Consider the following 15,075-nt stretch of genomic DNA (forward strand, 5'->3'; position numbering starts at 1 on the left):
GGTTGCTCTATTCTATAAATCGCGCCAAAACCATGATCAAACTGTGATTAGCGAAACGGTTGCGTGATGAGCTTATTGTTTTTTGTCTCCATTTCTTCTCCTTCCATCGAAACTGCTACGTGTTCCCACGAAAAACCTGCTGACAATGCAAGATAACCCTGACTTTTATGTGTTTGATTGGTAAAGATGACATTGCAGGCTATAAGTTGCATTCTTTTTTGGTAGACTAGTTGACAGATTTTGGTTCGATCTCTAGAATGCGCGCAATTTGTCTAAAATCGCCTTTTGACGGTTTAGGCATTTATATGGAATGACTTAATGCGAATTTATTTACTTTTTTTGCATTTTTATTGATTTGGAGGTTGTCTTGAGCAAGTCTGCGCTCTTAGTCCTGGAAGATGGGACTGTATTCCGCGGTGAATCCATTGGTGCTGATGGAACTGCCGTTGGTGAAGTTGTTTTTAATACCTCGATGACGGGGTACCAAGAAATTCTCACCGACCCTTCCTATTCCCAGCAAATTGTTACTCTTACTTATCCTCACATTGGCAACACCGGTACTAATACCGAAGACGAAGAATCCTCAAAAATCCACGCTCAAGGCTTGGTAATTCGCGACCTCCCTCTTATTGCTTCTAATTTCCGTAATCAACAAACGCTTTCTGATTACTTGAAATCTCAAAACATCGTCGGCATCGCTGATATCGATACGCGCAAATTGACCCGTCTGCTTCGTGAAAAAGGTGCACAAAATGGCTGTATCGTAGCCGGTGACAACCTCGATGAAGCTCTGGCTCTTGCTAAAGCGAAAGACTTCCCGGGTTTGAAGGGCATGGATCTCGCAAAAGAAGTGACAACTGCAGAAGCGTATCAGTGGAAGCAAGGTTCATGGACATTGGAAGGTGGCCTGCCAGAAGCGAAAGATGACAGCGAACTGCCTTACCACGTTGTGGCTTACGACTTCGGCGCAAAACGCAACATCCTGCGTATGCTGGTTGACCGCGGTTGTCGTTTAACGGTTGTTCCTGCACAGACATCAGCTGAAGAGGTTCTGGCGATGAACCCAGACGGTGTCTTCCTGTCAAACGGCCCTGGCGACCCAGCTCCATGTACTTACGCGATTGAAGCGACCAAAGTATTCTTGGACAAAGGCTTGCCAATTTTCGGTATCTGTCTTGGTCACCAAATTCTGGCGCTGGCAAGCGGCGCACAAACAGTGAAAATGAAGTTTGGTCACCACGGTGCTAACCACCCGGTTAAAGACCTAGATCGCAACGTCGTCATGATCACTAGCCAGAACCACGGTTTTGCTGCGGATGAAGAAACGCTGCCAGAAAACCTGCGCGCAACACATAAATCTCTGTTCGACGGCTCACTACAAGGCATCCACCGCACGGATAAGCCTGCATTCAGCTTCCAAGGTCACCCTGAAGCGAGCCCAGGTCCGCATGATGCGGCACCACTATTCGACCACTTTATTGAACTGATCAAGCAACACAGCGCGTAACCGGAGTAGCAGAGAATGCCAAAACGTACAGATATTCAAAGTATTCTTATTCTAGGCGCAGGTCCGATTGTTATCGGTCAGGCGTGTGAGTTCGACTATTCAGGTGCACAGGCGTGTAAAGCACTGCGCGAAGAAGGCTACCGTGTCATTCTGGTGAATTCTAACCCAGCGACCATCATGACTGACCCTGAAATGGCGGATGCGACTTACATCGAGCCGATTCAGTGGGAAGTTGTTCGTAACATCATTGCCAAAGAGCGCCCAGATGCAGTTCTGCCGACCATGGGTGGCCAAACAGCACTTAACTGTGCGTTAGAGCTTGAAAAGCATGGCGTTCTAGCTGAATTTGGCGTGGAAATGATTGGTGCAACGGCCGATGCGATTGATAAAGCAGAAGACCGTTCACGCTTCGACAAAGCGATGAAGTCAATTGGCCTTGAGTGTCCGCGTGCGGATACGGCAAAAACCATGGAAGAAGCTTACGGCGTTCTGGATATGGTTGGCTTCCCTTGTATCATTCGTCCTTCTTTCACCATGGGTGGTACCGGTGGTGGTATCGCTTATAACAAAGAAGAATTCGAAGAAATTTGTCGCCGTGGTTTGGATCTCTCTCCGACCAACGAGCTGCTAATTGACGAATCATTGATTGGCTGGAAAGAATACGAGATGGAAGTGGTTCGCGACAAAGCGGACAACTGTATCATCGTGTGTTCAATTGAAAACTTCGATGCGATGGGCATCCACACGGGTGACTCGATCACCGTGGCACCTGCGCAAACGCTGACAGATAAAGAGTATCAATTGATGCGTAATGCATCATTGGCTGTTCTGCGCGAAATCGGCGTTGAAACGGGCGGTTCAAACGTACAGTTTGGTATCAACCCGAAAGATGGCCGTATGGTTATCATTGAGATGAACCCGCGTGTATCTCGCTCTTCTGCACTGGCATCAAAAGCAACTGGCTTCCCAATTGCCAAAGTGGCAGCGAAACTGGCTGTTGGCTTCACGCTGGATGAGTTGATGAACGATATCACTGGCGGCGCAACCCCAGCATCGTTTGAACCAACCATCGACTACGTTGTTACTAAAATTCCTCGCTTCAACTTCGAAAAATTTGCAGGCGCGAATGACCGTCTGACCACACAGATGAAGTCTGTGGGGGAAGTAATGGCAATAGGCCGTAACCAACAAGAATCGCTACAAAAAGCACTGCGTGGCCTGGAAGTCGGCGCGATGGGCTTTGACGAAATGGTTGATTTGGATGCGCCAGACGCATTGACCAAAATCCGCCATGAACTGAAAGATGCAGGCGCGGAGCGTATTTGGTACATCGCTGACGCATTCCGTGCAGGCATGTCAGTTGACGGTGTGTTCAAGTTGACTAACGTTGACCGCTGGTTCCTGGTTCAGATTGAAGAAATCGTGAAACTTGAAGCAGAAGTGAAAGAGAACGGCTTTGCAGGTCTGAACCAAGATGTTCTTCGTAAGCTGAAACGTAAAGGTTTTGCTGATGCGCGTCTGAGCAAACTGTTGGGTGTGGGCGAAGGCGAAATTCGTAAACTTCGCGACCAGTTCGATATTCACCCTGTCTACAAGCGTGTAGATACCTGTGCGGCTGAGTTCTCGTCTGATACAGCATACATGTACTCATCATACGATGAAGAGTGTGAAGCGAATCCAACCGACAAAGACAAAATCATGGTGTTGGGCGGTGGTCCAAACCGTATCGGTCAAGGTATCGAGTTCGACTACTGTTGTGTACATGCATCACTGGCACTGCGTGAAGACGGTTACGAAACCATCATGGTTAACTGTAACCCTGAAACGGTTTCTACAGACTACGATACGTCTGACCGCCTGTACTTTGAGCCTGTCACTCTGGAAGACGTACTGGCTATCGCACGTGTTGAAAAACCAAAAGGCGTTATCGTTCAATACGGTGGTCAAACACCACTGAAATTGGCGCGCGCACTGGAAGCTGCGGGTGTGCCAATTATTGGTACTAGCCCAGATGCAATTGACCGTGCAGAAGACCGCGAACGTTTCCAAGCGGCAGTAGAGCGTCTAGGTTTGAAACAGCCAGAAAACGCAACAGTAACTGCCCTTGAGCAAGCCGTAGAAAAAGCGCGTGATATTGGTTATCCGCTGGTGGTTCGTCCTTCTTATGTTCTGGGCGGCCGTGCGATGGAAATCGTTTACGACGAAAGCGACCTTCGCCGCTACTTCAATGAAGCAGTGAGCGTGTCAAATGAATCTCCAGTTCTGCTGGACCGTTTCCTTGACGACGCAACCGAAGTGGACGTAGATGCAATTTGTGACGGCGAGCGTGTCGTTATCGGTGGCATCATGGAGCACATTGAGCAAGCGGGCGTTCACTCAGGTGACTCTGCATGTTCACTGCCTGCTTATACGCTGAGCCAAGACATTCAAGATGAGATGCGTCGCCAAGTAGAGAAACTGGCATTTGAATTGGGCGTTCGCGGCCTGATGAACACCCAGTTTGCAGTAAAAGACGGCGAAGTGTATCTGATTGAAGTGAACCCACGTGCGGCACGTACGGTACCGTTTGTTTCTAAAGCGACAGGCGCACCACTGGCGAAAATCGCTGCACGTGTGATGGCTGGCCAGTCTCTTGAGTCTCAAGGCTTTACGCAAGAAATCATTCCACCTTACTACTCTGTGAAAGAAGTGGTACTGCCATTCAACAAGTTCCCAGGTGTTGACCCACTGTTGGGCCCTGAAATGCGCTCTACGGGTGAAGTGATGGGTGTTGGCGATACCTTCGCAGAAGCGTTTGCAAAAGCAGACCTTGGCTGTGGTAAGACGTACACCGAAAAAGGTCGTGCTCTGCTGTCTGTTCGTAATAACGACAAACAACGTGTTGTTGATTTGGCGGCGAAACTGATCAAGCTTGGATTTGAGCTAGATGCGACACACGGTACAGCGGTTGTTCTGGGCGAAGCGGGTATTAACCCTCGTCTGGTCAATAAAGTACACGAAGGTCGCCCTCACATTCTTGACCGCATCAAGAACGGCGAGTACAGCTACATCATCAACACCACTGAAGGTCGTCAAGCGATTGAAGATTCTAAAGTGTTGCGTCGCGGTGCATTGGCAGAAAAAGTGAACTACACCACTACGCTTAATGCGGCATTTGCGACCTGTATGGCGCATGCAGCGGTTGATATGTCTAAAGTAACGTCAGTTCAAGAGCTGCATGCTCGTGTTGCTGAGAAATACAGTAAATAGAAACACTCTTCAAACGAGTTGGAGTCGCAGCCAAGTGGTAAGTGAGTAAATCCCCATGAGCATAGTCAGCTATGTGATTGGAGTGAACGAATACAGCCAACGAAGCAGCGACTTCAATGAGAAAGAGAAAAACTAATGAGTCGGCAGGAAGCCGGCCGTTTAGATAACCTCCTTGCCCGCCAGATTGGCGGGCTTTTTTGTCTCTATTATTCAAGGGTTGAGATAGATTTAAGACGCATTATTTATCAGGAGTATGCATTCGAAATCGAATCGCCAGTTCGTCAGTCTGATGTCATAAAAGCTTAATGTGATAGCAAGATGCTGGTCTTGTTATTCCTAATAAGAAGCGTACACTTACCCCCGTCGCGACATCGCGACTTTTTGGAGCTTAATATGAACACTATCGACCATCCTCCGAGTTGTAAGGGAAGCCTGTAGTCCCGACGGTCGTGTTCGTGTTTTATCCACGTTCCAACCGTCCGGTTGGAATGCCATTTCTCAATGCTTTTCCCTGTGCTTCCCGACACTTTGAGTTGCAATACATACACACGCTTTAGTCGATAAAGTGTGGATTAGCATCGATCATTTTTGTCTTGTTAGCCTGTTTTAAATGGCTATAGGGCGCATTATCTCTGCGCTTATCCGTTGTATTGCTCGGTCGTTACCCGCCAGTTTTTCTGGCACTAGCCAATCGGGAGGTTCGCTATGACGGTAATGAATACCATTGCGCTGGGAAACCAGACTCAAAAATTCGAAACTAAAGAAATCCAAGCAGCGAAGAGTGCGTTTTTACTTCATGACGAGACAGACCGTATTCGCTTACTTTCGGTAATGCCAATCCATGAAGCGACCGCTGTTCTAAATGCATGTCCGTTAGCCTTGGTCAGAACGTTGCTTGATGCGTTGTCAGAAGCTGGCGAAACGGTACGCAGTCGTCATTTGGCAACCGGATTAGGGTTGATCAGTTCAGAAGTAGAGCCTGACGGGAATTATCTGACAAATTCGGTATTTACGCATGTCCGCCAGCGGATAGGGTGGATTGTTGGGCTCGCATTGTTGGGCATCGTGTCGGGTATGATCATTTCACACTACGAAGATGCTATCGCCCAGCTAGTCTTGCTGGCAATTTACTTGCCCGTGGTTGCTGCCGCTGGTGGTAATGCTGGATCGCAAGCTGCAACGCTGGTCGTGCGGGCATTGGCAATGAATGAAATCCGACCCAAACAGTGGCTCGCTGTTATGTGGAAAGAGATGCGCATTGCCGCGATCATTGCTCTCGCATTGGCTTGCGTGGTGATGGCGAGGGTAGTGCTGTTCAGTGACGCCGCTATTCTGCCTGCGGGGATCAGTGTTTATGATGTTGCGATGGCAATCGGGTTAGCCTTGGCGATTCAAGTAACGCTCTCAACGACGTTAGGCGGCCTGTTACCTTTGATCGCCCGAAAAATGAAATTAGATCCCGCTGTACTTGTCAGCCCAGTCTTGGCGTCTGTCGTCGATATCAGCGGGATGACAATTTACTTTATCACGATCAATGCATGGTTAGGCTTGATGTAAAGAGGGCTTGATAAAGCTCTCTTTCAAACTGAGTGATCGGGCTGGCAACCTTGCTGGGCCGGTCCTCTGATTCTGCAATGTGATAGTTAGTCACTAACTGTACAACCAGTACGTCTTTGCCCTGTTGGTTCTTCAAAATACCCGCCAGATTGTAACTGCCATACAGTGAGCCAGTTTTTGCGGCCAGACGTGTTTTGAGCGGTGAATAGCGTACGCTGTTACGGTACTTCAACGTGCCATCAATGCCAGAGATGGGCAACATGGCCTGTATTCCTGATGCCGGGTGTTGATACACATACGCGATAACATCCATGATTTGTTGTGCAGTCATTCGGTTATTTCTCGAAAGACCAGAGCCATCAACAAGCACTGCATTATGTAAGTTGATGCCTGCATTCTCTTTCAAAATGCTTTTTATCGCTGCCGCACCATTAGAAAACGACCCTGGTTGCTGGTAGTAACGGTGGCCGATAGTCTTTAAAAGGTTATCAGCGATAAGGTTGTCTGAACGTTTTAGCATGATCTTCAGTAAGTCATCTCTAGGTGCAGACGTATGTTTGGCAATGAAAACTTCAGTGCCCGCTGGCGAACCAATGCGAATCTTTCCTTTAACGACAATTGCTGCACGTTTTAGCTCTTCTTCCAATACATCCGCAACGTACAATTCCGGGTTCTGAACGGCAAACTTTAATGGGAGCGGATTTTTTCTATAGGGCAAGCAACCGCTAAGTTGGTAGTGGTTGTTATTGTCATAATGAAGCTCCAAATCGCAATGTAGACTCTTTTGCGTTTCTTTGTTCACTGCAAGGGCATCAGTGCTGACTGAGACCGGCTGGTGTTCAGGGACAAAGACGCGCGTTAGTCGCTTACCTTCTTCGCTGTATATTGAGCCTTGAACACAGTTTCTCTCGAGGGTAATCGCCGATGATGGCGCGCTGTAACACACACCAAGAATATCCCACGGCCACCCAATCGCTCGTTGGTATCCGGTAAATATTGAATCATCTAACCAGACATCCCCTGTGATCTGTCTAATACCTCTCGCTTTTAGCGCACTGATCAGCAATTGGAGATCTTTGCGTTTGAGCGTTGGGTCACCACCAAATCGAAAAACGATGTCTTTCCCTGATCGTAAAACTGTCGTCTCAAACCGGAAGTCTTCAGGTAAATAGAGTGATGATGCCAGTGCAGTAACGACTTTCTGAGTGCTCGCAGGAGGAAGTAGGGTATCGCTATCAATATTGATAACTTGTTTTTGGGTTTTTGCATCAATGGCCAACAACGCCAATTGGCTACCGGGTGGCAACATGGCTTCTACGGCATCGACGGGTACAGCACGAACGTTGAAAGAGAGGAAAATAACGATAAAAAGAAGGCAATTTCGCACCATGATGGCTCCGACTGAAAGCGTAGAACCAGTATGGTACAAAAAACGCCTACCGTGAGGTAGGCGTTTTGTCATCTGAAGTAAGTAATTAACTTAACTCAGATTAGAAATCGTAACGCAGACCCAGTGCGATTTCGTCTTGAGCATCTTTCATCATGTCGAAAGTGTAAGACGCGTATGCGCGGAAGTTGTCGTTGAAGAAGTGAGTTGCGTCGATAGACAGCGCATCTGCTGCTTCTTTGTCCGCTACTTCTTTGTTGCCGTAAGTAGTAGTGAACTTGGTTTGACCCATGGTGTAAGCTGCTGCGAACTCGTAACCGTCAACGTCTGCTTTAGCTACTTCACCAGTGTTGTAAAGAGCTGCTACGTAGAAATCACCGAATGCGTAAGAAACAGCTGCTTCCAGTTGCTCTGAATCAGTCTTGTTCAGGTTGTCTTGAGCTGCGTAACCCAGACCCATAGACAGGCCGTTTTCCAGCGCGTAAGTCGCTGCTGCAGAGTAACCGCTGTCGATTTCGTCGTTAGTGCCAACGTAGTTAGCTTTAACGGTCAGGCCGCCGAACTCACCTACGTATAGGATGTTGTTGCTAGTACGGTCAGCAGCTTTGATTTTGCCACTAGCTACTGCGCCAGCGTAAGACATGATATCAGTGAAGTCAGTGATCATGCCCAGAGAACCGTCGGTCAGACCGTAAGCGATTGCGCCGTACTGAGTGCTGATACCTGCGTTAACGTAACGGTTTTCGTCGGTAGCTTCGTTAGAAGTAAACTCACGCTCGAAGAAACCAAAACCGTACACGCCTTCAGCGATTTCAGTCGTGCCGCCTACGTTCAGACGTACACGGCTTTTATCAGTCATGTCGCCGTCAACGATTGAAGCGCGAGCTTCTGCGCGACCGCCAATAGCCATTGAAGAAGTGCCGTCGTTGAAAATTTCAGCAGCAGAAACAGAGGTAGAAGCCAGAGCGGCTACAGCAATAGCGATAAACTTTTTGTTCATTACGTTGTCCTTTTAAAACGTTTTTATTTTTCGGGACGTTATCTCCCAACGTCGCGATGAACTGTTTGTAACCGCTCACTAAAAAGGACTGTTAGTAAAACATTCAAAAAACTGATGTAAATCTAGGGGCTTGCATTGCAATCTAATAACCAAATGCTTCTAAAACAGTGGGTTAGGTGGTTGAGTAAAAGTTCCGTGAAGTGTCTCGCATTTATGTTTTTTTATATTTTATTGCGATGTAAATCTCTGTATTTCTTTGTGTTTACGTGATTTCGATCTTGGATTTCAAATCTAAAACATGTTTAACCTGTTGAGATTTTGCGCATTCGGTTGGTTCTTATTTGGCCTCAATAAATTCTTTGATGACCTCTTCGTTTAACTTGTTTACACTGAAATGACAAAGATTCGTTTGCCGCGCCCACACTTTTGTTTGGGCGTGGCTTTGTTTTTGCCAAATCCCGTTGGGTTTGGCTATAGAGGTAATGTCATTTATGGATAAAGTACCAATGACTGTGCGCGGCGAACAACAGCTGCGCCAAGAGCTTGAGCGTCTAATGAAGCGTCGCCCTATTATTACTCAAGCAATTGCAGAGGCACGTGAACTGGGTGACTTGAAAGAGAATGCGGAATACCACGCTGCTCGTGAAGAGCAAGGTATCTGTGAAGCTCAGATTCGCGATATTGAATACAAGCTATCGGTTGCTCAGGTTATTGATATTGCAAAAATGCCAAATAACGGCAAAGTCATTTTTGGTTCGACTGTCGCACTGATTGACTGCAACACAGATGATGAAGTGACGTATCAAATCGTGGGTGATGATGAAGCGGATATCAAAAAGAATCTGATTTCTATCAACTCACCAATTGCACGTGGTCTTATCGGTAAAGAAGAAGGTGATGAAGTATCAATCACTGTACCGGGCGGCGTGAAAGAGTTTGAAATCGATAGCGTGAAGTACGTCTAAGTCGAAAAAATGTTAGCGATTGTTTCTATCGTTAATATAAAAAAGGCCGCATTGCGGCCTTCTTTTATTTGCGTGGTAGTTCGATTTTGCGCTCTTGGCTTTGGCGGTAAAGCACCAGGGTCTTGCCGATAACCTGAACTTTTTCTGCCTTAGTTTCACGAACAATTGCATCTACAATCAGGTTCTTAGTGTCGCGGTCTTCTGATACGACTTTAACCTTGATCAGTTCGTGATGATCGAGAGCGATTTCAATCTCAGCAAGCACAGCTTCTGTTAGACCGTTTGCACCCATCAGAACAACTGGTTTCAGATTGTGTGCCAGACCTTTCAGATACTGTTTTTGTTTTGTGCTTAGATTCATGTTGACTCGATTTGTTGTTTTATCGGGGTTGAAAACGTGACATTCTACCGCCATATCTATCCAAACTGAACAAATATCCCCCCTGAATCGTTCACAGGTTGACTGTGACAGTTGTATGGGTTGAGTAAAAGATGAGTAAAAATAAACACTCAGCGAGTTCTGGTCGCTGGTTGAAAGAACATTTTGATGATAAATATGTTCAGGAAGCCCAGAAAAAAGGCTATCGATCTCGCGCAATTTTTAAGATTGAAGAAATCCAAGGCAAAGACAAGTTGCTGAAGCCGGGTATGACAATTGTCGACCTTGGTGCAGCCCCTGGCGGTTGGTCGCAGTATGCGGCGGAGCAAGTGGGTGACTCAGGACAAGTTATTGCGTGTGATATTCTTCCAATGGACTCTCTGCCGGGCGTTAGCTTCCTGCAGGGGGATTTTCGTGAAGAGGCTGTTCTTAATGCATTGTTAGATCGTATCCAACCAGACATGGTGGATGTGGTGATGTCTGACATGGCACCAAACATGAGCGGTAATTTGGCGTCAGATCAGCCAAGAGCAATGTATCTTGTTGAACTGGCTCTTGATATGTGTCGAGAAGTATTGGCACCTAATGGCGCTTTTGTTGTCAAAGTATTTCAAGGCGAAGGTTTTGATCAGTACTTGGCAGAAGTGCGTAACATGTTCAAAGCAGTTAAAATTCGTAAACCCGATTCTTCCCGTGCGCGCTCACGAGAAGTCTACATTGTGGCTACAGGTTACAAACTGTAGTAATCTACTTATATCTAACTAGTTTTCGCGGGGCTAACACCTTGAGTGACATGGCAAAAAACCTGATTCTATGGCTGGTTATCGCTGTTGTGTTAATGTCTGTGTTCCAGAGCTTTGGACCAGGCGACAACGCGGGCCGTTCAGTTGACTACACGTCGTTCGTCCAAGAAATAGGACAAGACAAATTACAGGATGTACAGTTCGATAATCGCGAACTGAAGGTGACACGTCGTGATGGCACGAGCTATGTCACCTACATGCCTGTGCTGCAAGACCCTAAGCTTTTGGATGATCTGATCAACCACAAAGTTCAGGTTCGTGGTACACCACCGGAAGAGCCAAGCATTCTTGCTTCAATCTTCATTTCTTGGTTCCCAATGCTACTGCTTATCGGTGTGTGGATTTTCTTCATGCGTCAGATGCAAGGCGGTGGCGGCAAAGGTGCCATGTCGTTTGGTAAATCAAAAGCTCGTATGATGAGCGAAGAACAAATTAAAACGACATTCGCTGATGTTGCTGGCTGTGATGAAGCAAAAGAAGACGTAAAAGAATTGGTGGACTACCTGCGCGATCCTAGCCGTTTCCAGAAACTGGGCGGTAAGATCCCAACAGGTGTGTTGATGGTTGGTCCTCCGGGTACCGGTAAAACCTTGCTTGCTAAAGCGATTGCTGGCGAAGCAAAAGTACCATTCTTTACCATTTCTGGTTCTGACTTCGTTGAAATGTTCGTGGGTGTGGGTGCATCACGTGTCCGTGACATGTTTGAACAGGCGAAGAAAGCCTCTCCTTGTATCATTTTCATCGATGAAATTGATGCGGTAGGTCGTCAGCGTGGTGCGGGTCTTGGTGGTGGTCACGACGAACGTGAACAAACACTGAACCAAATGCTGGTAGAGATGGATGGCTTTGAAGGTAACGAAGGTATCATCGTTATCGCAGCAACGAACCGTCCAGATGTACTTGACCCGGCACTTCTGCGTCCTGGCCGTTTCGACCGTCAAGTGGTTGTTGGCTTGCCAGACGTACGTGGTCGTGAACAAATTCTGAAAGTTCACATGCGCAAAGTCCCACTGGGCAGCGATGTTGAAGCATCACTGATTGCGCGTGGTACACCAGGTTTCTCTGGTGCAGACCTAGCAAACCTTGTTAACGAAGCGGCATTGTTTGCAGCGCGTGGTAACAAGCGTGTGGTCTCTATGGTTGAGTTTGAACTGGCGAAAGACAAAATCATGATGGGCGCAGAGCGCAAATCGATGGTGATGTCTGAAGAGATCAAAGAGTCGACGGCATACCACGAAGCGGGTCACGCTGTTGTTGGTCGCTTGGTGCCTGAACATGACCCAGTGTACAAAGTGTCAATCATTCCACGCGGACGTGCGCTGGGTGTGACTATGTACCTGCCAGAGCAAGACCGTGTCAGCATGTCACGCCAACACTTGGAATCGATGATTTCTAGTCTGTATGGCGGTCGTTTGGCAGAGGAAATTATTTACGGTGTCGACAAGGTATCTACGGGTGCGTCTAACGATATCGAACGTGCAACAGATATTGCGCGTAAAATGGTTACTCAATGGGGCTTCTCTAACAAACTGGGTCCACTTCTGTATGCAGAAGATGAGGGTGAGGTATTCCTTGGCCGTTCAGTGACACAGAGTAAGCACATGTCGGACGAAACCGCACGTTTGATTGACGGTGAAATCCGTGAGTTGATTGACCGTAACTACTCTCGTGCTCGCAAGATCATCGAAGAAAATATGGATATCATGCATGCGATGAAAGATGCATTGATGAAATACGAAACGATCGATGCTGCGCAAATTGACGACCTGATGGCACGTCGACCAGTGCGCGAGCCAGCAGGGTGGACGACAGACTCGGACAGCTCTAACAACACGCCGAAGAAACCTGATGTAGAAGCGCAAAACTCTGATGTTCCGCCTTCTACCGATGAGCTGGAAGCAGGCAATAAGCCTGTTGACCCAGACAATAAATCGGAAGCGTAATTGAGTTCTGATATCGCAAAACCCCGAGGGAACTCGGGGTTTTTCTTTTATCTGCAGTAAATTTTCTTTTCAAACAAAGTTCTCTAATGAAACTGACCGCCAACACAAAAGTGCTCGACTTATCCTCGCCTCAAGTAATGGGTATTCTTAACGTTACGCCCGATTCCTTCTCTGATGGTGGCAAATTCAACCACTTAGATGCCGCACTTCATCATGCGGAAACTATGCTAAATGCAGGGGCAACGATTCTAGATATTGGTGGTGAATCTACCAGACCTGGGGCAGCGGATGTGTCAGAGCAAGATGAGTTGGATCGTGTAATTCCTGCCATTGAAGCTATTCGCTCTCGTTTCGATTGCTGGATATCGATTGATACCAGTAAAGCGGGTGTGATGCGCGACGCTGTCAAAGCGGGTGCAGATGTCATTAATGATGTGCGTGCACTGCAAGAGAACGGGGCGTTAGACGCGGCTGCAGAAGCTGGAGTGCCTGTGTGCTTAATGCATATGCAAGGTCAACCGAGAACAATGCAAGCCAATCCCTCTTATAGCGACTTGTTTGCCGATATTGACACGTTTTTTGAAAAGAGAATTGCGGCTTGCGAAAGCGCGGGAATACATAAGAGCCAGCTCATATTAGATCCCGGTTTTGGCTTTGGTAAAACCCAAACACATAATTACCAGCTCCTTGCCAATTTGGAGCACTTCCATCGTCACGGTTTGCCAGTCTTAGCGGGCATGTCGAGAAAGTCGATGATATTTAAACTTTTGGATAAAGCCCCTTCAGATATTCTAGGGGGCAGTTTAGCTTGCGCCACCATTGCTGCGATGAAAGGGGCTCAGATCATTCGTGTTCACGATGTGAAAGAGACCGTTGATGTTGTTCGTGTTGTTCACACGATGAAAGAAGCAGCAGCTCTACTTGGAGAATCATAATGACAGAACGCAAATACTTCGGCACTGATGGTGTACGCGGTAAAGTGGGTCAATTTCCTATTACGCCCGATTTTATCCTGAAGCTCGGCTGGGCAGCAGGACGAGTACTTAGCCAGCAAGGCACAAAAAAAGTACTGATTGGTAAAGATACGCGTATCTCTGGTTACATGCTGGAATCGGCATTGGAAGCGGGTCTTTCAGCAGCGGGTCTTCAGGCTGCTTTTACTGGCCCTATGCCAACACCGGCGATTGCGTATTTAACACAAACTTTCCGTGCTGAAGCGGGTATTGTAATTTCGGCTTCCCATAACCCGTTCTATGACAACGGTATCAAATTCTTTTCTTCTGAAGGTACAAAGCTGCCGGATGATATTGAATTGGCGATTGAAGCTGAGCTGGAAAAACCATTGACCTGTGTGGAATCGGCAGAGCTGGGTAAAGCGAAGCGTATCGTTGATGCCGCGGGCCGTTACATCGAGTTTTGTAAAGGTACTTTCCCGTCAGAGATGAGCCTGAAGGGCTTGAAGGTGGTGATTGACTGTGCACACGGCGCAACGTATCACATCGCACCTTCTGTGTTCTCTGAGTTGGGTGCCGACGTTATCGCCATGGGTGTTGAGCCAAACGGCACAAACATTAACGACGAAGTGGGTGCAACTGACGTCCGTGCGCTGCAAAAGCGTGTGGTTGAAGAAGGCGCAGCATTGGGCATTGCATTCGACGGTGACGGTGACCGTGTCATCATGGTTGACCATGAAGGCAACAAGGTCGATGGCGATCAGATTGCCTATATCATTGCCCGTGAATCATTACGTCGTGGTGAACTGAAAGGCGGTGTTGTTGGTACCTTGATGACCAATATGGGGATGGAAGTTGCACTGAAAAACCTGGGCATTCCATTTACGCGCGCCAAAGTGGGCGATCGCTATGTTATGGAAAAACTGTTGGAAAACGGTTGGAGTATTGGTGCGGAAAACTCAGGCCACGTCATCTTGTTGGACAAAGTGACCACGGGTGATGCAATCGTTGCGGCACTGCAAGTGCTTGCGAGTGTGATTGGCACGGGCATGAGCCTAAAAGACTTGTGTGACGGCATGAGTATGTTCCCACAAGTTCTGGAAAACGTGCGTTTTGCGGGGAGCAGCGATCCATTGGAATCAGACGCTGTTTTATCTGCAAAAGCAGCCGTAGAACAGAAACTGGGTGATACCGGACGCGTTTTATTACGCAAATCGGGCACTGAACCACTCATCCGCGTTATGGTTGAAGGCGAAGATGCGGTTAAAGTGCAAGAATACGCACTTGAAATTGCAGATGCAGTAAAAGCAAACTGCTAAAAGGCGGTTTGTC

The 15,075-nt window shown here is 47.5% G+C and carries 12 protein-coding genes; 9 read left to right on the forward strand and 3 right to left on the reverse strand.

Features of this window, described 5'->3' with window-relative positions; translation table 11 throughout:
• Positions 1-367 precede the first annotated feature (367 nt).
• The 4 genes from carA (at position 368) to LRP49_RS22215 (ending at position 6,313) form a co-directional block, all read left to right on the forward strand.
• On the forward strand, positions 368-1,507 hold the full coding sequence (carA, locus tag LRP49_RS22200; RefSeq protein WP_274145109.1) for a glutamine-hydrolyzing carbamoyl-phosphate synthase small subunit: 1,140 nt from the start codon (positions 368-370) through the stop codon (positions 1,505-1,507).
• Positions 1,508-1,522: 15 nt separating this feature from the next.
• Positions 1,523-4,756, forward strand: a complete 3,234-nt coding sequence (gene carB / locus LRP49_RS22205; RefSeq protein WP_274145110.1) for a carbamoyl-phosphate synthase large subunit — start codon at positions 1,523-1,525, stop codon at positions 4,754-4,756.
• A gap of 135 nt (positions 4,757-4,891) precedes the next feature.
• On the forward strand, positions 4,892-5,062 hold the full coding sequence (locus LRP49_RS22210) for a hypothetical protein (protein ID WP_274145112.1): 171 nt from the start codon (positions 4,892-4,894) through the stop codon (positions 5,060-5,062).
• 399 nt (positions 5,063-5,461) lie between these two features.
• On the forward strand, positions 5,462-6,313 hold the full coding sequence (locus LRP49_RS22215) for a magnesium transporter (protein WP_274145114.1): 852 nt from the start codon (positions 5,462-5,464) through the stop codon (positions 6,311-6,313).
• Here the strand turns inward: LRP49_RS22215 and dacB are convergent.
• On the reverse strand, positions 6,288-7,703 hold the full coding sequence (gene dacB, locus LRP49_RS22220) for a serine-type D-Ala-D-Ala carboxypeptidase (RefSeq protein ID WP_274145116.1): 1,416 nt from the start codon (positions 7,701-7,703) through the stop codon (positions 6,288-6,290). The genes LRP49_RS22215 and dacB overlap by 26 nt on opposite strands.
• Before the next feature lie 100 nt (positions 7,704-7,803).
• Entirely contained in the window at positions 7,804-8,700 is an 897-nt protein-coding gene (locus LRP49_RS22225; protein WP_274145119.1) for a porin, read from the reverse strand.
• 491 nt (positions 8,701-9,191) lie between these two features.
• On the opposite strand from LRP49_RS22225, the gene greA reads away from it, so the two are divergent.
• Positions 9,192-9,665 (forward strand): transcription elongation factor GreA, encoded by a 474-nt coding sequence (gene greA / locus LRP49_RS22230; protein ID WP_274145121.1) that lies wholly within the window; start codon positions 9,192-9,194, stop codon positions 9,663-9,665.
• A 64-nt stretch (positions 9,666-9,729) separates the two neighbouring features.
• Here greA and yhbY read toward each other — a convergent pair whose 3' ends face one another.
• Complete coding sequence (yhbY, locus tag LRP49_RS22235) at positions 9,730-10,026, reverse strand: ribosome assembly RNA-binding protein YhbY (protein ID WP_067420166.1); 297 nt, start codon at positions 10,024-10,026, stop codon at positions 9,730-9,732.
• A gap of 131 nt (positions 10,027-10,157) precedes the next feature.
• Between yhbY and rlmE the strand changes: the two genes are divergently transcribed.
• The 4 genes from rlmE (at position 10,158) to glmM (ending at position 15,062) form a co-directional block, all read left to right on the forward strand.
• Positions 10,158-10,787: a 23S rRNA (uridine(2552)-2'-O)-methyltransferase RlmE gene (gene rlmE / locus LRP49_RS22240; protein ID WP_274145123.1), complete on the forward strand. Its 630-nt coding sequence runs from the start codon at positions 10,158-10,160 to the stop codon at positions 10,785-10,787.
• 50 nt (positions 10,788-10,837) lie between these two features.
• On the forward strand, positions 10,838-12,790 hold the full coding sequence (gene ftsH / locus LRP49_RS22245; protein WP_274145125.1) for an ATP-dependent zinc metalloprotease FtsH: 1,953 nt from the start codon (positions 10,838-10,840) through the stop codon (positions 12,788-12,790).
• Between the two features lie 86 nt (positions 12,791-12,876).
• Positions 12,877-13,725, forward strand: a complete 849-nt coding sequence (gene folP, locus LRP49_RS22250) for a dihydropteroate synthase (RefSeq protein WP_274145127.1) — start codon at positions 12,877-12,879, stop codon at positions 13,723-13,725.
• Positions 13,725-15,062 carry a phosphoglucosamine mutase gene (gene glmM, locus LRP49_RS22255; RefSeq protein ID WP_274145130.1) on the forward strand — a complete coding sequence of 446 codons (1,338 nt, stop codon included), beginning with the start codon at positions 13,725-13,727 and terminating at the stop codon, positions 15,060-15,062. The genes folP and glmM overlap by 1 nt, the downstream gene beginning before the upstream one ends.
• The last annotated feature ends 13 nt before the right edge of the window (positions 15,063-15,075 follow it).

It is taken from the genome of Enterovibrio qingdaonensis, assembly GCF_028683135.1.
Taxonomy (GTDB): domain Bacteria; phylum Pseudomonadota; class Gammaproteobacteria; order Enterobacterales; family Vibrionaceae; genus Enterovibrio; species Enterovibrio qingdaonensis.